Origin of the sequence: Streptomyces genisteinicus (genome assembly GCF_014489615.1) — a bacterium.
GTDB lineage: Bacteria > Actinomycetota > Actinomycetes > Streptomycetales > Streptomycetaceae > Streptomyces > Streptomyces genisteinicus.
Window position 1 is genome coordinate 4191010 of record NZ_CP060825.1, and the last position, 18759, is coordinate 4209768.

The window sequence follows — 18759 nt, forward strand, 5'->3', positions numbered from 1 at the left end:
CGGCGGGCGGGGTAAGCCCCGGGGGACCCGCGCAGGGCGCGGGAAGCCGCGGAGGCAGCGGCGGGCGGGGGAGCCGCGGGCACGCCGCGGGAAAGGCAGGAGCCCTGCCCCGTACGACCGTACGGGGCAGGGCTCCTTGGGTACTGCTAAGTCGTGCGCGATCGCCGACCCTGGCCCTTAGGCCGGGGTGACGTTCTCCGCCTGCGGGCCCTTCGGGCCCTGGGTGACGTCGAAGTTCACGACCTGGTTCTCCTCGAGGGAGCGGAACCCGGACGCGTTGATCGCGGAGTAGTGGACGAAGACATCCGGGCCGCCGCCGTCCTGGGCGATGAAGCCGAAGCCCTTTTCAGCGTTGAACCACTTGACGGTTCCGGTAGCCATAAGCCCTCCTTGGGCCAAAGGGTTGCCCTGCTCCAGAACCTGCAAGAAGTCTGAAAACGACAAAAGCCTGCGGGTTACATGCTCCGCAGGCTCTGTACTGCAAGGGAAACCAAACTGCAACTTGCGTCGAGCCTAGCACGCAGCGTGTGCGCAGCGGTAGAGGGAAAGATCACGTCACCCGTCCGTTTGACGGGGCGCCCGTCCCGCTGACCCCCGACCCCTCCCACGAGGGACGACGTGCCGGTACGCGGCCCCGGCGGGGTCGGCGCGGCGGTGCGGGGCTAGCCTCACGATGTGGACAGTCACGGTGAAAGCACAGCAACCGACATCCGGCGCAGCAGGCCGCGGGTCGGCCACATCCAGTTCCTGAACTGTCTCCCTCTTTACTGGGGGCTGGCCAGAACGGGAACACTGCTCGACCTGGAACTGACGAAGGACACTCCCGAGAAGCTCAGCGAGCGTCTGGTCCGCGGTGAACTCGACATCGCGCCGGTGACCCTGGTCGAATTCCTGCGCAATGCCGATGAACTCGTCGCATTCCCCGACCTCGCCGTCGGCTGCGACGGGCCCGTGATGTCCTGCGTGATCGTCTCCCAGCTCCCGCTGGAGCAGCTGGACGGCCAGCGGGTCGCCCTCGGCTCCACCTCGCGCACCTCGGTGCGCCTCGCGCAGCTGCTGCTGAGCGAGCAGTACGGGGTGGCGCCCGACTACTTCACCTGCCCGCCGGACCTCGGCGTGATGATGCAGGAGGCCCAGGCCGCCGTCCTCATCGGCGACGCGGCGCTGCGCGCCTCGCTGCACGACGCCCCGCGGCTGGGCCTGCGGGTCCACGACCTGGGCCTCATGTGGAAGGAGTGGACCGGGCTGCCGTTCGTCTTCGCCGTCTGGGCCGCCCGCAAGGACTACCTGGCCCGCGAGCCGCAGGTGGTGCACAAGGTGCACGAGGCGTTCCTCGCCTCCCGGGACGTCTCCCTGGAGGAGGTCACCAAGGTCGCCGAACAGGCCGCGCGCTGGGAGGCCTTCGACGCCGAGCTGCTGGAACGCTACTTCACCACGCTGGACTTCCGTTTCGGCGCGGACCAGCTCGCCGGGGTGCGGGAGTTCGCCCGCCGGACCGGGCCGACCACCGGGTTCCCCGCCGACGTCCGGGTGGAACTGCTCGCTCCGACCGCCTGACCCACCCCCGACCGGCCCGGGGCGGTCAGGGGCGAGGCGGTGCCCGGCCGCCGCAGGCCGTGCGATCGGCCTCCCGCCGTCCGGCCGCCCCCGCCGGGCGTCGCGGGGCAGCCCTTAGTCTGGCCCGACGGACCAGGACCGACCGGGGGAGTCGACATGCAGCCGCTGGATCCGGACGAGCCGCGCAGCATCGGCGGGTACCGGCTGCTGGGCCGGCTGGGCGCGGGCGGCATGGGGCGCGTCTACCTCGGCCGCAGCGCCGGGGGGCGCACCGTCGCGGTCAAGGCCGTCCATCCGCACTTCGCGCTCGACGACGAGTTCCGGGCCCGGTTCCGGCGCGAGGTCGAGGCGGCCCGGCGGGTCGGCGGGGAGTGGACCGCCCCCGTCCTCGACGCCGGGCCCGACGACCGCGTGCCCTGGGTGGCCACCGGATACGTCGCGGGCCCCTCGCTCTCCCAGGCGGTCGCCGCACACGGGCCGCTGCCCGCCGACGCCGTACGGGTCCTCGGCGCCGGACTCGCGCGTGCCCTGGAGCACGTGCACGCGCTGGGGCTGGTGCACCGGGACGTGAAGCCGTCGAACGTCCTGCTCACCCTGGAAGGGCCCCGGCTGATCGACTTCGGCATCGCCCGCGCCTCCGACGGCACCGCCTCGCTCACCTCCACCGGCGTCTCCGTGGGGTCACCGGGCTACATGGCGCCCGAGCAGATCCTCGGCAAGCCGGTCACCGGAGCGGCCGACGTCTTCTCCCTCGGGGCCGTCCTCGTCCACGCGGCGACCGGGCAGGCGCCGTTCGCCGGCGACTCGTCCGCGGCACTGCTCTACAAGGTGGTCCACGAGGAGCCCGAACTGGGCGCCATGGACGCCTCGATGCTCGACGTCGCCCGCGCCTGCCTTGCCAAGGACCCGGCCGCCCGGCCCGCCCCCGCCGAGCTCGCCGCACGGCTCGACGAGGCGGGTGCGGACATCGGTCCCGGCGGCTGGCTGCCCGCACCCGTCGTCCGGACGATCAGCCACGCGGCCGTCGAGCTGCTGCACCTGGAGTCCTTCCCCGAGTCCGTCCCCGCGGACGCGGCGGGGCGGGCCTCGGGCCCGGTCCCGTTCGCCGCTCCGGCGGGGGTCTTCGGCCCGCCCGTCGAACCGGCCGGGCCGGCCGCGCCATGGGCCCCCGCCACGGGCCCGGACGGTCCGGGCGCCCGCCCCGACCCGGCCGCCGGGCCGACGGCCGGGGCGCCGGGCGGGCTGTCGCTCACCGCGAGCGGCGGGCCCCGGGGCCGCCGGATCAGCTGCACCCTGGCGCTCACCGTGGCCGGCGCGCTGGCCGCCGTGACCCTCGGCGCCGCGTTCGTGACGGATCTGCTGCCGGGAGCGGGCGGCGGGAACAAGGGGGCCGACGCCGGAAAGCAGCCGAGCTCCTCGGCGACCGCGTCCGAGGCCCCGGGCGGGGGCGACGGCGGTGCGGGCGACGGCGGTGCGGGCGACGGCGGTGCCGCGGGCCGGGTGCCGAAGGAGTTCGCGGGCACCTGGTCGGGCGCGGTCACCGCCGCCGGGCTCCCGGCCGGGACGATGAAGGTCACCCTGCGCGAGGCCGCGGCCGCCGGCGAGCGCGCCGGCACGGCGGAACAGACGGACATCCTCGGGAACTTCATCTGCGAGGACGTCCTCACCGTCGTGGAGGTGAAGGACCGCACCCTGGTCGTCGACTCGGAGGCGGGCCCGCGCAGCACCGGCGTCTGCACCACCGGCACCTCCCGTATCCGGCTCGAACTCCGGGACGGCGGGCTGCGCTACACCTCCACCGACGACCGTGCGGGCCGTCCCACGGGCACGCTGGCCCGCGACGGCGGGGAGTGACCCGGCGGGCCCGGCCCGCCGGTCCGGGTCCGCGGGACGTCTGCCGCCCGGGCCCGTCACCAGGGCCCCCGCGCCGTCCTTCCGCGCCGGCCGCCACGGTGCCCGGGGACGCCCGCCTGCCGTCGCCGTGCCGGGCTGCTCCCGGGGTGTTCCCGCCGGCCGCCACGGTCCGCCAGCCGCCCGCGCGACCGCGCCCTTCCGCGCCGGCCGGGCCCCGCGCGGCGCGTGCGGCCCGGGGCCGCCGCCGACGGGTACGCGCCGCGGGCTCCCCTGACCCCGTCCGGGTGCCCGGCGACCCCGCAGGCCCCGGCCACGGGTCCGCGTCCCGCCGCAAGAACCCCGCCCGGCTCCCGCGGGCGCCGATGCCGCTCGCGGCCGTCCGCCGCAAGGACCCCGCCCGGCCCCGCCCGCCGGCGGGTGTCCCGCCCGGCTCCCGCGGGCGCCGACGCCGCTCGCGGCCGTCCGCGGACCGTGGCGTAGCCTGGATCGGTCCGCAGATCCGCAAGTGAACCGCCGAAGGGTGACGCCCGGTGACCGAGAAGGCCGACCTTCAGCCCGTCCTGGACCGTGCCGCCGCAGGGGGCCGGATCACCCCGGAAGAGGCGCTCGACCTCTACCGCTCCGCGCCCCTGCACGCCCTGGGCGCCGCGGCCGACGCCGTGCGCCGGCGCCGCTACGCGGGTACCGAGCACATCGCGACGTACATCATCGAGCGCAACATCAACTACACCAACGTGTGCGTCACCGCCTGCCGCTTCTGCGCCTTCTACGCCGCGCCGAAGGACACGGACAAGGGCTGGAGCCGCGACCTCGACGACATCCTCCGGCGCTGCGCGGAGACCGTCGAACTGGGCGGCACCCAGATCATGTTCCAGGGCGGCCACCACCCGGACTACGGCGTCGAGTACTACGAGGAGCACTTCGCCGCGATCAAGAAGGAGTTCCCGCAGCTGGTGATCCACTCGCTCGGCGCCTCCGAGATCGAGCACATGGCGCGGATCTCCAAGGTCTCCGCGGAGGAGGCCATCCGCCGCATCCACGCCGCCGGGCTGGACTCCTTCGCCGGAGCCGGCGCCGAGCTGCTGCCCGAGCGGCCGCGCAAGGCCATCGCGCCGCTCAAGGAGTCCGGCGAGCGCTGGCTGGAGATCATGGAGATCGCCCACGGCCTGGGCGTCGAGTCCACCTCGACGATGCTCATGGGCACCGGCGAGACCAACGCCGAGCGCATCGAGCACCTGCGGATGATCCGCGACGTGCAGGACCGCACGGGCGGCTTCCGTGCCTTCATCCCGTACACGTACCAGCCCGAGAACAACCACCTCAAGGGCCGTACGCAGGCGACCCTGTTCGAGTACCTCCGCATGATCGCCATCGCGCGGCTCTTCCTCGACAACGTCGCCCACATCCAGGGCTCCTGGCTGACCACCGGCAAGGAGGTCGGCCAGCTGTCGCTGCACTACGGCGCCGACGACCTCGGCTCGATCATGCTGGAGGAGAACGTCGTCTCCTCCGCCGGCGCGAAGCACCGCAGCAACCGCCTGGAGATCATCGACCTGATCCGCAAGGCGGGACGGGTCCCGGCCCAGCGGACCACCACGTACGAGCACATCGCGGTCCACGAGGACCCGGCGGACGACCCGGTCGACGAGCGCGTCGTCTCGCACATCTCGTCGACGGCGATCGAGGGCGGCACGGCGCACCCGGAGCTGAAGCTGCTGAGCGCCAACTGAGGCCGCCGTGCTGACGATCCACGTCGCCGAGGCGTCGCCCGGCTCCGCCGTCCTGGTCGACGGCGCCGCGGTGCTCGCCGTCGGCCCGTACGAGGACCTGGCCGCCGCCCGCCCCGCGGCACGGGTGCGGCGGTGGCCCGGCATCCTCACGCCCGGCCTGCTCAACCCGTACGGCCCCGAACTGCTGGAGGGCTGCTACCACCCGGACCCGCGCGAGGCGGACACGCTCGGGACGGAGCCGGTCACCGGGGAACGGGCGCGGGCCCTGTTCCGCGAGGACCCCGCGCGGCAGGGCGCGAGCGCCCGGCGCGGAGTGCAGCGCCTCCTCGCCCACGGCACCGTCGCCGTCGCCGGCGAGCTGCGCGGCCGGGCCGCCCAGGACGCGGTGCGCCGAGCCGGGCTCGCGGTCGGCCGCCGCCCCGGGACCCTGCCGGGGCCGCCGTCCTTCTCCCCGGTCCCGCTGGTCCTGCTCCCGCAGCCGCAACCGGGCGGCCCCGCCCGCTTCGCGGTCTTCGACGTCCCCGACCGGGCCGCGCTGGTGCGCCTGGGCGCGTCCACCTGCGTGGCCACCGTCGTCGGCGGCCGCCTGGTGTACCGGGCGCGGTAGGGCGGCAGGGCGCCCTGCGGACGCCCTGTGCAGGACACGTGGCCGCCCCGTGCCGGCCACGTCCACGGACCCTCCGCGGACGCCCCGCGCCCGACCGGTCCTTCGGGCCCCGCGGCCGCTCCGCGCCCGCCCCGTCCACGGGCCCTCCGCGCACGCCGGCGGCCGGGCCCGCGGCCCGTCACCGGAGCGCCCGCGCCGGAAAGGCCGCACCCGGCCTCTCCCGCCCCCGCCGGCGGGGGCGGGGCAGGCCCGGCGGGTCCGGACCGGGCTGCTTGAATGGGGTTCGTGACCCGAGCAACCCTGGACAAGCAGCCGCACGAAGTCGCCTCGATGTTCGACGACGTGGCGGCGAACTACGACCTCACCAACGACGTGCTCTCGCTCGGCCAGGACCGCCGGTGGCGCAAGGAGGTCGCCAAGGCGGTCGACGCCCGTCCCGCGCAGCGGATCCTCGACCTCGCGGCGGGAACCGGGACCTCCTCCCTGCCGTTCACCGCGACCGGCGCGTACGTCGTGCCCTGCGACTTCTCGCTCGGCATGCTCCGCGAGGGCAAGCGGCGCCACCCGTGGCTCCCGCTGACGGCCGGCGACGCGACGCGGCTCCCGTTCGCCGACGGGGTCTTCGACGCCGTGACCATCTCCTTCGGGCTGCGCAACGTGCAGGACACGGGGCAGGCGCTGCGCGAGCTGTACCGGGTGACGAAGCCCGGCGGCCGGGTGGTCATCTGCGAGTTCTCGCACCCGACCTGGGCGCCCTTCCGCACCGTGTACGAGGAGTACCTGATGCGGGCGCTGCCGCCCGTCGCGCGCGCGGTCTCGTCCAACCCCGACGCGTACGTCTACCTCGCCGAGTCGATCCAGAGCTGGCCCGACCAGCCCGGCCTCGCCCGGCAGCTCCAGCAGGCCGGCTGGTCACAGGTGGCCTGGCGCAACCTGAGCGGCGGGATCGTGGCCCTGCACCGCGGCACCAGGCCGCTGTAGACCGGCGTGGAGCAGCAGGCCGTCGCCCTCGACTACCAGGCGGTCCTGGAACAGGTCGCCGCCGACGTCGCCCCGCTGATCGGCAGCGGCCGACCGGCCGCCTACATCCCGGCGCTCGCCGGAGTGGACCCGGGCCGTTTCGGCATGGCCGTGGCGGACCTGCACGGCACCGTGCACGGCGTCGGGGACTGGCGGCGGCCGTTCTCCGCGCAGTCGATCACCAAGGTCTTCACGCTGGCGCTGGTCCTGGCCGCGGGCGGCGACGCCCTGTGGCGGCGGGTCGGCCGGGAGCCCTCGGGCAACCCGTTCAACTCCCTGGTGCAGCTGGAGTACGAGAACGGCATTCCGCGCAACCCGTTCATCAACGCGGGCGCGCTGGTGGTCACCGACGCGCTCCAGACCCTGACCGGCGACGCGAGCAGCGAACTGCTGGAGTTCCTGCGCGAGGAGAGCGGCAACCCGGAGCTGGGCTTCGACGCCGAGGTCGCCGCCTCGGAGGCCGCGCACGGCGACCGCAACGCCGCCCTCGCCCACTTCATGGCGTCGTACGGCAACATCGCGGGGCCGGTCCCGGCCCTGCTCGACCACTACTTCTGGCAGTGCTCGATCGAGATGAGCTGCGCCGATCTCACCCTGGCCGCACGGTTCCTGGCCCGTCACGGCCTGCGGGCCGACGGATCGCGCCTGCTCAGCCGCAGCGAGGCGAAGCAGATCAACGCCGTGATGCTCACCTGCGGCACCTACGACGCGGCCGGGGAGTTCGCCCACCGCGTCGGTCTGCCCGGCAAGAGCGGGGTGGGCGGCGGGATCGTCGCCGTGGTGCCCGGGCGCTGCACGCTGTGCGTGTGGAGCCCGGGGCTCGACGAGCGGGGCAACTCGGTCGCCGGGGTCGCGGCACTGGACCGCTTCACGACCCTGACGGGGCTCTCGGTCTTCTGACGGCCCCGGAGCCGCCGGAGGACCGGGGGCCCCGGGGCGGGCGCCTCAGGCGAGGGCCAGCCGGTAGCAGTACCCCTGCTGCCCGCCCTTCGGCGTGGTGAACGACTCCGCCAGCTCCATCCCGAGCCGCCGGGTCACCGCGATCGAGCGCTCGTTGCGCGCGTTCACCATCGCCACCACCTGCTCCACACCCGCGGCCTTCACCCGCTCCAGCGTGGTGCGGGCCGCCGCCGTCGCGTACCCCCTGCCCCACGCCCCGCGGGCGAGCCGCCAGCCGATCTCGATCTCGCCGACCGGTCCGAAGTCCGTGTGGGGCCACGGCTGCGCGCCGGTGAAGCCGATGACCTCGCCGTCGTCGTCGAGGAGCGTCCACAGGCAGAAGCCGCGTTCGGCGTCGTGGCGCCGCTGGCGCGCGGTGAGCTCCTCGTAGACCGACAGTTCGGCGGCCCTGCCGCCGTGGAACTCCATGACGTCGGGGTCGGCGAATACCCGGTGCCAGGCCAGGGCGTCCTCGTCCGTGGGGACACGCAGCCGGACAGCGGGGAGGGACCTGCCGCTCATAGATGGAGCCCTTCAGTCGGCGGAAGCGTACGCCCCCATAGACTGCACACGTCCTGTGCCGTTCGGTACGCAATATCGAATCGAATCTTCGGGAGTTCCCGCCGTGACCGAAGCCCTCACCGAGCACACTGCCGATGTGATCGTCGTCGGCGCAGGCCCCGCCGGCTCCACTACCGCGTACTACCTCGCCAAGGCGGGCCTGGACGTGCTGCTGCTGGAGAAGACGGCGTTCCCCCGCGAGAAGGTCTGCGGCGACGGCCTGACGCCGCGCGCCACCAAGCAGCTCGTCTCCATGGGCATCGACATCTCCGAAGAGGCGGGCTGGCTGCGGAACAAGGGCCTGCGGATCATCGGCGGCGGTGTCCGCCTCCAGCTCGACTGGCCGGATCTCGCCTCGTACCCGGACTACGGACTCGTCCGTAAGCGCGACGACTTCGACGAGCAGCTCGCCCGGCAGGCGCAGAAGGCGGGCGCCCGGCTGTACGAGCGGTGCAACGTCGGCGCCCCGGTGGTCGACGACCGCACGGGCCGGATCACCGGCGTGCACGCGAAGCTCGGCGAGGAGAAGATCCCGGTCACCTTCCACGCCCCGCTGGTCGTCGCCGCCGACGGCAACTCCTCGCGCATCTCGCTGGCGATGGGGCTGCACCGGCGCGAGGACCGCCCGATGGGCGTGGCCGTGCGCACCTACTTCACCTCGCCCCGCCACGACGACGACTACCTGGAGTCGTGGCTGGAGCTGTGGGACCGCCGCGGCCCCGGCGAGGACCGGCTGCTGCCCGGCTACGGCTGGATCTTCGGCATGGGCGACGGCACCTCCAACGTCGGCCTGGGCGTGCTCAACACGTCCTCCTCCTTCAAGGAGCTGGACTGGCGTGAGGTCCTCAAGGCGTGGTGCGCGTCGATGCCCGAGGACTGGGGCTACACCGACGAGAACATGACCGGCCCGATCCGGGGCGCCGCGCTGCCGATGGCGTTCAACCGCCAGCCGCACTACACCAAGGGCCTGCTGCTCGTCGGTGACGCGGGCGGGCTCGTCAACCCGTTCAACGGCGAGGGCATCGCCTACGCGATGGAGTCCGGCCAGATCGCCGCCGACGTCATCGTCCAGGCCCACGCGCGCCGCACCCCCGCGCAGCGCGAGATGGCGCTCCACCGCTACCCGAAGGTCCTCAAGGACACCTACGGCGGCTACTACACGCTGGGCCGCGCCTTCGTGAAGCTCATCGGCAACCCGAAGGTCATGAAGATCGCGACGCAGCGCGGGCTGACCCACCCGATGCTGATGAGGTTCACGCTCAAGATGCTGGCCAACCTGACCGACCCGACGGGCGGCGACGCGATGGACCGCATCATCAACGGTCTCTCCAAGGTGGCCCCGAAGGCGTGAGCGCCGCCTGAGGCGCGGGGGCGGCCGTGCCCGTGACGGCGGGGCGCGCGGTGCCGCCCCGCGCCGGCGGGCCGCCCCGCACACCGAGGACTCCGCGCAGCGGAGCGCGTACCGGGGGGAGACGACATGACGGAGGACCCGTCCCTGGGTGAGGTGCTGCTCGGGCTCCTGCTCGTCCTGGGCGTGCCCACGCTCCTCGTCGGGGCGGTCATCACCGCCGTGACGGGATGCGTGGTGGGCCTGAAGGCGTGGCGGGCGACGAAGCGGCCACCCGTGGAACGGAGTTGAGGCGCCTGCGATAAATGTGAAGCAGGCGTGACCAGGTGGTGTACGTTCCGTATGCGCCTGGGGGGATACTGGGCGCTGCCGCGGCAGCAGATGCCGCCTTTCCCTGGGGGACGCTGCATGCGCAGACTCCTGGCACTTCCCGTGGCGGCGGCTCTGGCCGCCGGCGCGCTCGCGGGGGCCTCGCCCGCCGCGGCCGCGGACGACTTCTCCTTCGACAACGTGCGCAACTGGACCCTCCAGCCCGGTGAGGGCTGGGCCGAGATCGGCCCGCTCTCCTGGTACGGCGGTGAGCCGACGGGCTGGATGGTCTACGCCCTGAGCAAGAAGCCGCTGACGGACCCGTCCTGGACGGACGGCGGTCTGCCGTCCGGCCTGCAGGTGAACCCCGGCGACGAGTGCAGGGCGGCCGACGCCGCCGTGGGCATCTACATCTGCAAGGGCGAGTACACGATCGCCACGCCGACGGTGACCGCCTCCCCGACCGCCGCCCACGGCACCACGGCCCACTTCGGCGTCGCCTACGCGCCGGACAGCGGCAGCATCGACAAGGCGGTCAAGGAGGCGCAGACCGCGGCGACCTTCTCCGAGAACGGCCGGCACGCGGCGCGCACGATCACCGTGAAGTCGGCGGAGCACGTCGCGCAGAACACGATGTCACTGCGGACGCCGACCCTGAAGGCCGGCGGTTCGGTGACGCAGTCGGTCACCGTGCACGCCGTCGACGAGGGGGAGCTGCAGCTCTCCTTCCGTCCGGCGGACGGCATGAGGTGGTGGGAGGAGCACGAGGCCACCATCGAGATCGACTCCGTCTCCCGGGCCGGCAACGCCGAGTGCCGGCACAGCACCGGTTCGGTGGCCTGGGGCGGCATCACCTGCCAGGTGACACCCGGCGACGCCACCATCAGCTGGACCCTGAAGGCCGATGCCGCCACGGCGGCATGGCAGCTGTCGGCCGACGCCGTGTACGAGGTGTACACCTTCGGCACCGGCAACCCGACGGCCTCGGCGGACTTCGCCGTCGACAGCCCGCACCCGGTGCGGACGCACCACAACCTCCTCGCGAAGTCGAAGGACGGCGTCCTCCAGTACATGGAGGGCACCGGCCTGGCGGCACGGCCCTTCAAGGACTGGGTCGAGCACGTGGGCGGCGGCTGGAACACGTACAACGCCCTGACGAAGCTGTCGCCGGTGACGTCCGAGTCCCTCGGCGGCGGCATCGTCGGCCGCGACTCGGCCGGTGTGCTCTGGCACTACACGATGTCCGGGACCTGGACGGTCATCTCGCCCCGGACCAAGGTCGGCGGCGGCTGGCAGATCTTCGACAAGCTGACCGGCGCCGGTGATCTGAACGGCGACGGGAAGGCGGATCTGCTGGCCCGGGACAAGGCCGGTGTGCTGTGGCTGTACAAGGGCACGGGGAACGCGGCGGCGCCCTTCGCCGCGCGGACCCAGGTCGGCGGCGGCTGGCAGACGTTCGGTGAGCTGACCGGCGCCGGGGATGTGAGCGGCGACGGGAAGGCGGATCTGCTGGCCCGGGACAAGGCCGGTGTGCTGTGGCTGTACAAGGGCACGGGGAACGCGGCGGCGCCCTTCGCCGCGCGGACCCAGATCGGCGGCGGCTGGCAGGTCCACCGCTCGCTGACCTCGCCCGGTGACATGACCGACGACGGCAGGGCCGACCTGATCGCCCAGGACACGGCCGGCAGGCTGTGGCTGTACCGGGGTACCGGCAAGGCGTCGGCCCCGTACGCGACGCGGACCGAGATCGACCACTACGAGGACGACACGGTCAGCGCGTTCGCCACGCTGCTCTGACCGGGCGGCGGGCCCGCAGGGGCCCGCCGGCGCCCTGTCACGGCACGAAGGCCGCCACCCCTCGGGGTGGCGGCCTTCGCCGCGTGTGTCACGGGGGGCGCGTCAGAGCACGCGCACCGCGCCGCTCGCCGGGTAGCCGGAGAGGTCCTGGATGACGACGCCCTTGCTGGGGTTGGCCGCGTCGAGGTACTGGCCGTCACCGATGTAGACGCCGGTGTGGTACGCCGAGCCGGCGCCGCCCCAGTACAGGATGTCGCCGACCTGGAGGTTGGAGGTGCCGACCTGGGTGCCGGCGACCGACTGGTCCTGGGAGACGCGCGGCAGGTCGATGCCGACCTGGCGGAACGCGGCCTGGACCAGGCTGGAGCAGTCCCACGCGTTGGGGCCCGAGGCGCCCATGACGTACGCGTCGCCCAGCTGGGCCTTGAGGAAGGCGATGACGGCGCCGGCGGAGCCGCTCGCGGGCGCGCTCGCCGTCGAGAGGGTGGTGCGCTCGGAGGTGCGCGAGGCGCGCTCCTGCGCGGCCGCCTCGGCGCGGGCCTTGGCCTCTGCCTTCTCCTTGGCCTCCGCCTCGCGGTCGGCCTCGGCCTTCGCCTTCTCGGCGGCCTTCTCCGCCTTGGCGGCGGCGGCCTCCTCCTGCGCCTGGAGCTCCAGGCGCAGGGCGCTCTCCTGCGTGGCCGCGGCGGACTGCGCGACGTGGGCGGAGAGGTCCGCGGAGGTGAGGACGGGCATCTCGATGGTCTCGGTCACCGGCTCGGCGTTGGCCGGCCCGGCGGCACCGGCCACCGCGATGGTGCTGAGGAAGCCACCGGCAACTCCGGCGCGGATCGCGATTTTCGACGGGCCGCGGCGGGGCTTCCGGTGGCTGGGTATGTGAGCGGTGTGGGACATAGGGACAACCGCTATCAGGGCTTCCGGGTTCCCTTCAAGAAACGTGTGTTGCACCACAGTTACCACCGGAACCTGTGAATCCGCTCTGGACGGCCCTTTATTGACGCCGTAACGGGCGAATCGGGCATTCATGATCACGGCTGTGATCATGCGGTTTCCATAAAAGGTCCGAATTGCCGGGTGCCTACCACCCCGGAAGACCGTTGGCCAAGCCCGCTTTTGTTGAAGTCTTGAGCGAGTGGCGCAGGTCACAGAACGGTCAACGTCCGGGCGCCCGGGAGCTCGTGAACGCGTGCACGTGTCCACCGGCGTCCGTTCCGTACCCACGGTCGGGTGAGCCGGCATCCTTTACCACCCGTGCGGCGTCCACTGCCAATTTGCTTGCATGAGACATCTCTTGATAGAGCGACACCCCCTCCGACCAGCCACGACGATCACGGATGTCACGGCTGGTGATCATCCGTGAGCTTCGCGTACGAAGATCACCCCTCGGTGGGCTTCATGATCGTTCGTCGGGTGGTGGAGATCACAAACTCGATGGGGAACCCCGTGTCGCAGATCACAGACCGACGGGCATAGGATGCGGGGCAGTCGGGCTTGTGAACTGCCTCACATGTAAGCGATCTTCGAGGCGGCGATCCGGTTGCCCGGTGCGGTCCAACGGTCAAGGACGACTGGAAGGAGCGAGGGGGATGAATGCCTACGCGCCCATCCTTGTACTCGGCGCCCTCGGGGCAGGGTTTGCGATCTTCTCCGTGGTCATGGCCACGCTTATCGGCCCAAAGCGGTACAACAGGGCGAAACTTGAAGCGTACGAGTGCGGCATCGAGCCGACGCCCGTCCCGGCCGGAGGCGGCCGCTTCCCGATCAAGTACTACCTGACGGCGATGCTCTTCATCATTTTCGATATCGAGATCGTCTTCCTCTATCCCTGGGCCGTCAGCTTCGACGTCCTGGGGATCTTCGGGCTCGTGGAGATGCTGCTCTTCGTGCTCACCGTCTTCGTCGCCTACGCGTATGTGTGGCGGCGGGGCGGCCTGGACTGGGACTAGAGGGACGAAGGGGCACTCCCATGGGACTCGAAGAGAAACTGCCGAGCGGCTTCCTGCTCACCACCGTCGAGCAGGCCGCGGGCTGGGTGCGCAAGTCGTCCGTCTTCCCGGCGACCTTCGGACTCGCCTGCTGCGCCATCGAGATGATGACGACCGGCGCCGGCCGGTACGACCTGGCCCGGTTCGGCATGGAGGTCTTCCGCGGCTCGCCGCGCCAGGCCGACCTGATGATCGTGGCCGGGCGGGTGAGCCAGAAGATGGCGCCCGTCCTGCGCCAGGTCTACGACCAGATGCCCAGCCCCAAGTGGGTGATCTCCATGGGCGTGTGCGCATCGTCGGGTGGAATGTTCAACAATTACGCGATTGTGCAGGGTGTTGATCACATTGTCCCCGTCGACATCTATCTGCCCGGCTGCCCGCCGCGCCCCGAGATGCTGATGGACGCGATCCTCAAGCTCCACCAGAAGATCCAGACGTCCAAGCTCGGCGTGAACGCGGAGGAAGCGGCCCGCGAGGCGGAGGAGGCGGCCCTCAAGGCGCTGCCGACGATCGAGATGAAGGGGCTCCTGAGGTGAGCGACGCACGCGCGGCCGCCGGGCCGCAGCCGACGACGATTGCCGCGCCTCTGCGCCGCGCGGGCGGAGAAGCGAACGGTGAAACGCGATGAGCGACGCACGCGCGGCCGCCGGGCCGCAGCCGACGACGATTGCCGCGCCTCTGCGCCGCGCGGGCGGAGAAGCGAACGGGGGGACGCGATGAGCGACGAGCCGAATCCGGAGAAGGAGCTCTCCGGTCAGAACCTTCCCGGCCAGCGGGGCGACGGCGGCGAGGAGATCCGCGTCCAGCGCGGCATGTTCGGCGCCGCCAACGGAGGGGACACGTCCGGCTACGGAGGGCTCGTGCGCTCGGTGCGCCTGCCCGGAGCCGCGTCGCGCCCCTACGGCGGCTGGTTCGACGAGGTGGCCGACGAGCTGGAGGGCGCTCTGGAGGAGCAGGACCTCCTCCCGGAGAACGCGATCGAGAAGACGGTCGTCGACCGCGGCGAACTCACCTTCCACATCGCCCGCGAGCACCTGCTCACCGTCGCCCGCACCCTGCGGGACGACCCGGCGCTCCGCTTCGAGCTGTGCACCGGCGTCAGCGGGGTGCACTACCCCGAGGACAAGGGCCGCGAGCTGCACGCCGTGTACCACCTGCGCTCGCTCACCCACGGCCGGCTCGTCCGGCTGGAGGTCTCCGCACCGGACGGCGACCCGCACGTCCCGTCGCTGGTGGCGGTGTACCCGACCAACGACTGGCACGAGCGCGAGACCTACGACTTCTTCGGGCTGGTCTTCGACGGTCACCCGGCGCTGACGCGGATCATGATGCCGGACGACTGGCAGGGCTTCCCGCAGCGCAAGGACTACGCCCTCGGCGGCATCGCCGTCGAGTACAAGGGCGCCCAGATCCCGGCTCCCGACCAGCGGAGGTCGTACAGCTGATGAGCACCTCGGAAGCATCCTCCCGCGAGACCACCGAGGGGACCGTCTACACGGTCACCGGCGGTGACTGGGACGAGGTCGTCCAGTCCGCGGCCAAGGCCGACGACGAGCGCATCGTCGTCAACATGGGTCCGCAGCACCCCTCCACCCACGGCGTGCTCCGCCTGATCCTGGAGATCGACGGCGAGACCGTCACCGAGGCCCGCTGCGGCATCGGCTACCTGCACACGGGCATCGAGAAGAACCTCGAATACCGGACCTGGACGCAGGGCACCACGTTCGTGACGCGCATGGACTACCTGACGCCGTTCTTCAACGAGACGGCGTACTGCATGGGCGTCGAGCGGCTGCTCGGCATCGAGGACCAGGTGCCGGACCGGGCGAACATCATCCGCGTCCTGCTGATGGAACTGAACCGGCTCTCCTCGCACCTGGTGTGCATCGCCACCGGCGGCATGGAGCTCGGCGCCACCACGATCATGATCTACGGGTTCCGTGATCGTGAACTCATTCTCGACATCTTCGAGCTGATCACCGGACTGCGCATGAACCACGCGTACATCCGGCCCGGCGGCCTCGCCCAGGACCTGCCCCCGGGCGCCGTCGACCAGCTCCGCGAGTTCGTGAAGACGATGAAGAAGAACCTGCCGGAGTACGACAAGCTCGCCACCGGCAACCCGATCTTCAAGGCCCGTATGCAGGACATCGGGTACCTCGACCTCACCGGCTGCATGGCGCTCGGCGCCACCGGGCCGATCCTGCGCTCCGCGGGCCTCCCGCACGACCTGCGCAAGACCGACCCGTACTGCGGCTACGAGACCTACGACTTCGAGGTCCCGACCGCCGACACCTGCGACGCCTACGGCCGCTTCCTCGTCCGCCTGGAGGAGATGCGCCAGTCGCTGCGGATCGTCGAGCAGTGCCTGGACCGGCTGGAGCCGGGGGACGTCATGGTCGCCGACAAGAAGATCGCCTGGCCCGCGCAGCTCGCGCTCGGCCACGACGGTCTGGGCAACTCCCTGGACCACATCAAGAAGATCATGGGCACCTCCATGGAGGCCCTGATCCACCACTTCAAGCTGGTGACCGAGGGCTTCCGGGTCCCGGCCGGACAGGCCTACGCCGCGGTCGAGTCGCCCAAGGGCGAACTCGGTGTGCACGTCGTCTCCGACGGCGGCACCCGCCCCTTCCGGGTCCACTTCCGGGACCCCTCGTTCACCAATCTCCAGGCCATGGCGGCCATGTGCGAAGGCGGCCAGGTCGCCGACGTGATCGTGGCCGTCGCGTCCATCGACCCCGTGATGGGAGGCGTCGACCGATGACGGACGTATCGCTGGGCATGCCCCAACTGCCCGCACCCGACTACCCGGACGACGTCCGGGCCCGGCTGGAGGCGGACGGGCGGGAGATCATCGCCCGCTACCCCGGTTCGCGCTCCGCCCTGCTGCCGCTGCTGCACCTGGTGCAGTCGGAGGAGGGGTACGTCTCCCGCACCGGAATGAGGTTCTGCGCGGAGCTCCTCGGCCTGACCACGGCCGAGGTGACCGCCGTCGCCACCTTCTACTCCATGTACCGGCGCAAGCCGTCGGGCGAGTACCAGGTCGGCGTCTGCACCAACACGCTCTGCGCGGTCATGGGCGGCGACGCCATCTTCGAGGAGCTCAAGGAGCACCTGGGCGTCGGCAACAACGAGACCACCGAGGACGGCAAGGTCACGCTGGAGCACATCGAGTGCAACGCGGCCTGCGACTTCGCCCCCGTGGTGATGGTCAACTGGGAGTTCTTCGACAACCAGACGCCCGAGTCGGCGAAGAAGCTCGTCGACGACCTCCGCGCCGGCGAGCAGGTCAGCCCCACCCGGGGCGCCCCGCTGTGCGGCTACAAGGAGACGGCCCGCATCCTGGCCGGCTTCCCCGACGAGCGCCCCGGCGCCGTCGAGGCCACCGGCGGCGCGGGCCCCGCCTCGCTGATCGGGCTCCGCCTCGCCAAGGGCGAGGGCGTCCCGGCACGGGTCGTCCACCCGCGGGGCGAGGTGCCGAGGGAGCGGCCCCAGCCCGGCTCCGAGCACCTGAGCTCCCACGATGCACCGCAGAAGACCTCGGCATCCGACCCGGACAACCCGGCCGGACCTGTCGGCGAGGAGGGGGAGTGATGTCGGTGTCCACCGAATACGGGGGCAGGCCGGAGGCCGGCGGGGAAGCGAGCCCGGAGAAGCTGCTCGCCCCCGTGCTCTCCGCCTTCTGGGACGAGCCGGAGTCCTGGACCCTGGAGACGTACCGCAGGCACGAGGGGTACGAGGGCCTGCGCAAGGCGCTCGCCATGACGCCCGACGACCTGATCGCCTACGTCAAGGACTCGGGTCTGCGCGGCCGCGGCGGCGCGGGCTTCCCCACCGGGATGAAGTGGCAGTTCATCCCGCAGGGCGACGGGAAGCCCCACTACCTGGTCGTCAACGCGGACGAGTCCGAGCCCGGGACCTGCAAGGACATCCCGCTGCTCTTCGCCAACCCGCACTCCCTCATCGAGGGGATCGTGATCGCCTGCTACGCGATCCGCTCCAGCCACGCCTTCATCTACCTGCGCGGCGAGGTCGTGCCCGTGCTGCGCCGGCTGCACGAGGCGGTGCGCGAGGCGTACGAGGCCGGATACCTCGGCAAGGACATCCTCGGCAGCGGCATCGACCTCGAACTCACCGTGCACGCGGGCGCGGGCGCGTACATCTGCGGCGAGGAGACGGCACTGCTCGACTCGCTGGAAGGCCGGCGCGGCCAGCCCCGGCTGCGGCCGCCGTTCCCCGCGGTCGCGGGCCTGTACGCCTGCCCCACCGTGGTGAACAACGTCGAGTCCATCGCCTCGGTTCCCGCGATCCTCAACAAGGGCAAGGACTGGTTCAAGGCGATGGGCAGCGAGAAGTCCCCGGGCTTCACGCTGTACTCGCTCAGCGGCCACGTCGCGAGCCCCGGACAGTACGAGGCCCCGCTCGGCATCACCCTGCGCCAGCTGCTCGACATGAGCGGCGGCATGCGGCCCGGCCACCGCCTGAAGTTCTGGACGCCCGGCGGCTCGTCGACCCCGATGTTCACCGACGAGCACCTCGACGTCCCGCTCGACTACGAAGGCGTCGGCGCCGCCGGCTCGATGCTGGGCACCAAGGCGCTCCAGTGCTTCGACGAGACCACCTGCGTGGTGCGGGCCGTCACCCGGTGGACCGAGTTCTACGCGCACGAGTCCTGCGGCAAGTGCACGCCGTGCCGCGAGGGCACCTACTGGCTCGTCCAGCTGCTCCGCGACATCGAGGCGGGCAAGGGCGTCATGTCGGACCTCGACAAGCTGAACGACATCGCCGACAACATCAACGGCAAGTCGTTCTGCGCACTCGGCGACGGCGCGGCCTCGCCCATCTTCTCCTCGCTGCAGTACTTCCGCGAGGAGTACGAGCAGCACGTCACGGGCAAGGGCTGCCCCTTCGACCCGGCGAAGTCCACGGCCTGGGCCGACCGACACACCACGGAGGTGTCCGCATGAGTCCGGCGCACGCGCCCCGCACCGGCCGCGGCCCCGCGGCGGGCCGCCGCACCACGACGACCGCCCTCGGCAGCGGGGAGGTGCG

At 72.0% G+C, this 18759-nt stretch carries 18 protein-coding genes; 15 read left to right on the forward strand and 3 right to left on the reverse strand.

Annotated features, from left to right (window positions below):
• Nucleotides 1-177: 177 nt before the first annotated feature.
• The gene (locus tag IAG43_RS18245) at nucleotides 178-381 is read right to left on the reverse strand and encodes a cold-shock protein (protein WP_003967102.1); all 204 of its coding nucleotides are present in this window, start codon (nucleotides 379-381) and stop codon (nucleotides 178-180) included.
• A 294-nt stretch (nucleotides 382-675) separates the two neighbouring features.
• On the opposite strand from IAG43_RS18245, the gene IAG43_RS18250 reads away from it, so the two are divergent.
• The 6 genes from IAG43_RS18250 (at nucleotide 676) to IAG43_RS18275 (ending at nucleotide 7668) form a co-directional block, all read left to right on the forward strand.
• On the forward strand, nucleotides 676-1557 hold the full coding sequence (locus IAG43_RS18250) for a menaquinone biosynthetic enzyme MqnA/MqnD family protein (RefSeq protein ID WP_187741793.1): 882 nt from the start codon (nucleotides 676-678) through the stop codon (nucleotides 1555-1557).
• Nucleotides 1558-1713: 156 nt separating this feature from the next.
• The gene (locus tag IAG43_RS18255; protein ID WP_187741794.1) at nucleotides 1714-3411 is read left to right on the forward strand and encodes a serine/threonine-protein kinase; all 1698 of its coding nucleotides are present in this window, start codon (nucleotides 1714-1716) and stop codon (nucleotides 3409-3411) included.
• 530 nt (nucleotides 3412-3941) lie between these two features.
• Complete coding sequence (mqnC, locus tag IAG43_RS18260; RefSeq protein WP_187741795.1) at nucleotides 3942-5141, forward strand: cyclic dehypoxanthinyl futalosine synthase; 1200 nt, start codon at nucleotides 3942-3944, stop codon at nucleotides 5139-5141.
• Nucleotides 5142-5148: 7 nt separating this feature from the next.
• Nucleotides 5149-5748, forward strand: a complete 600-nt coding sequence (locus IAG43_RS18265) for a hypothetical protein (RefSeq protein WP_187741796.1) — start codon at nucleotides 5149-5151, stop codon at nucleotides 5746-5748.
• Between the two features lie 285 nt (nucleotides 5749-6033).
• A complete protein-coding gene (locus IAG43_RS18270) occupies nucleotides 6034-6729 on the forward strand; it encodes a demethylmenaquinone methyltransferase (protein WP_187741797.1) in 696 nt (231 codons plus the stop codon).
• Nucleotides 6730-6735: 6 nt separating this feature from the next.
• Nucleotides 6736-7668 (forward strand): glutaminase, encoded by a 933-nt coding sequence (locus IAG43_RS18275; RefSeq protein ID WP_187741798.1) that lies wholly within the window; start codon nucleotides 6736-6738, stop codon nucleotides 7666-7668.
• Nucleotides 7669-7713: 45 nt separating this feature from the next.
• Here the strand turns inward: IAG43_RS18275 and IAG43_RS18280 are convergent, their stop codons facing one another.
• Nucleotides 7714-8229, reverse strand: coding sequence for a GNAT family N-acetyltransferase (locus IAG43_RS18280; protein WP_187741799.1), 516 nt, complete (start codon nucleotides 8227-8229; stop codon nucleotides 7714-7716).
• 103 nt (nucleotides 8230-8332) lie between these two features.
• Between IAG43_RS18280 and IAG43_RS18285 the strand changes: the two genes are divergently transcribed.
• The 3 genes from IAG43_RS18285 (at nucleotide 8333) to IAG43_RS18295 (ending at nucleotide 11722) form a co-directional block, all read left to right on the forward strand.
• On the forward strand, nucleotides 8333-9619 hold the full coding sequence (locus IAG43_RS18285; protein WP_187741800.1) for a geranylgeranyl reductase family protein: 1287 nt from the start codon (nucleotides 8333-8335) through the stop codon (nucleotides 9617-9619).
• Between the two features lie 126 nt (nucleotides 9620-9745).
• Complete coding sequence (locus tag IAG43_RS18290; protein WP_187741801.1) at nucleotides 9746-9907, forward strand: hypothetical protein; 162 nt, start codon at nucleotides 9746-9748, stop codon at nucleotides 9905-9907.
• A gap of 117 nt (nucleotides 9908-10024) precedes the next feature.
• A complete protein-coding gene (locus tag IAG43_RS18295) occupies nucleotides 10025-11722 on the forward strand; it encodes an FG-GAP repeat domain-containing protein (RefSeq protein ID WP_187741802.1) in 1698 nt (565 codons plus the stop codon).
• Nucleotides 11723-11824: 102 nt separating this feature from the next.
• Here IAG43_RS18295 and IAG43_RS18300 read toward each other — a convergent pair whose 3' ends face one another.
• Nucleotides 11825-12613 carry a C40 family peptidase gene (locus tag IAG43_RS18300; protein ID WP_246574416.1) on the reverse strand — a complete coding sequence of 263 codons (789 nt, stop codon included), beginning with the start codon at nucleotides 12611-12613 and terminating at the stop codon, nucleotides 11825-11827.
• A gap of 692 nt (nucleotides 12614-13305) precedes the next feature.
• On the opposite strand from IAG43_RS18300, the gene IAG43_RS18305 reads away from it, so the two are divergent.
• From IAG43_RS18305 to nuoF, 6 genes are all read left to right on the forward strand, one after another.
• Nucleotides 13306-13665: an NADH-quinone oxidoreductase subunit A gene (locus IAG43_RS18305; RefSeq protein WP_187741804.1), complete on the forward strand. Its 360-nt coding sequence runs from the start codon at nucleotides 13306-13308 to the stop codon at nucleotides 13663-13665.
• Nucleotides 13666-13685: 20 nt separating this feature from the next.
• Nucleotides 13686-14240, forward strand: coding sequence for a NuoB/complex I 20 kDa subunit family protein (locus IAG43_RS18310; RefSeq protein ID WP_187741805.1), 555 nt, complete (start codon nucleotides 13686-13688; stop codon nucleotides 14238-14240).
• Between the two features lie 180 nt (nucleotides 14241-14420).
• Nucleotides 14421-15149: an NADH-quinone oxidoreductase subunit C gene (locus IAG43_RS18315; protein ID WP_187741806.1), complete on the forward strand. Its 729-nt coding sequence runs from the start codon at nucleotides 14421-14423 to the stop codon at nucleotides 15147-15149.
• Entirely contained in the window at nucleotides 15149-16471 is a 1323-nt protein-coding gene (locus tag IAG43_RS18320) for an NADH-quinone oxidoreductase subunit D (protein WP_187741807.1), read from the forward strand. The genes IAG43_RS18315 and IAG43_RS18320 overlap by 1 nt, the downstream gene beginning before the upstream one ends.
• A 17-nt stretch (nucleotides 16472-16488) precedes the next feature.
• Nucleotides 16489-17301, forward strand: a complete 813-nt coding sequence (gene nuoE, locus IAG43_RS18325; protein WP_187744526.1) for an NADH-quinone oxidoreductase subunit NuoE — start codon at nucleotides 16489-16491, stop codon at nucleotides 17299-17301.
• Entirely contained in the window at nucleotides 17301-18674 is a 1374-nt protein-coding gene (gene nuoF / locus IAG43_RS18330; RefSeq protein ID WP_187741808.1) for an NADH-quinone oxidoreductase subunit NuoF, read from the forward strand. The genes nuoE and nuoF overlap by 1 nt, the downstream gene beginning before the upstream one ends.
• Nucleotides 18675-18759 lie beyond the last annotated feature (85 nt).

What these genes read in the sequence shown, in the direction of transcription:
- IAG43_RS18320 (WP_187741807.1), top strand. Translation starts at nt 15,149, where the DNA reads ATGAGCACCTCGGAAGCATCCTCCCGCGAGACCACCGAGGGGACCGTC.
- IAG43_RS18310 (WP_187741805.1), top strand. Translation starts at nt 13,686, where the DNA reads ATGGGACTCGAAGAGAAACTGCCGAGCGGCTTCCTGCTCACCACCGTC.
- IAG43_RS18290 (WP_187741801.1), top strand. Translation starts at nt 9,746, where the DNA reads ATGACGGAGGACCCGTCCCTGGGTGAGGTGCTGCTCGGGCTCCTGCTC.
- IAG43_RS18300 (WP_246574416.1), bottom strand. Translation starts at nt 12,613, where the DNA reads ATGTCCCACACCGCTCACATACCCAGCCACCGGAAGCCCCGCCGCGGC.
- IAG43_RS18245 (WP_003967102.1), bottom strand. Translation starts at nt 381, where the DNA reads ATGGCTACCGGAACCGTCAAGTGGTTCAACGCTGAAAAGGGCTTCGGC.
- IAG43_RS18295 (WP_187741802.1), top strand. Translation starts at nt 10,025, where the DNA reads ATGCGCAGACTCCTGGCACTTCCCGTGGCGGCGGCTCTGGCCGCCGGC.
- IAG43_RS18280 (WP_187741799.1), bottom strand. Translation starts at nt 8,229, where the DNA reads ATGAGCGGCAGGTCCCTCCCCGCTGTCCGGCTGCGTGTCCCCACGGAC.
- nuoF (WP_187741808.1), top strand. Translation starts at nt 17,301, where the DNA reads ATGTCGGTGTCCACCGAATACGGGGGCAGGCCGGAGGCCGGCGGGGAA.
- IAG43_RS18315 (WP_187741806.1), top strand. Translation starts at nt 14,421, where the DNA reads ATGAGCGACGAGCCGAATCCGGAGAAGGAGCTCTCCGGTCAGAACCTT.
- IAG43_RS18255 (WP_187741794.1), top strand. Translation starts at nt 1,714, where the DNA reads ATGCAGCCGCTGGATCCGGACGAGCCGCGCAGCATCGGCGGGTACCGG.
- IAG43_RS18305 (WP_187741804.1), top strand. Translation starts at nt 13,306, where the DNA reads ATGAATGCCTACGCGCCCATCCTTGTACTCGGCGCCCTCGGGGCAGGG.
- nuoE (WP_187744526.1), top strand. Translation starts at nt 16,489, where the DNA reads ATGCCCCAACTGCCCGCACCCGACTACCCGGACGACGTCCGGGCCCGG.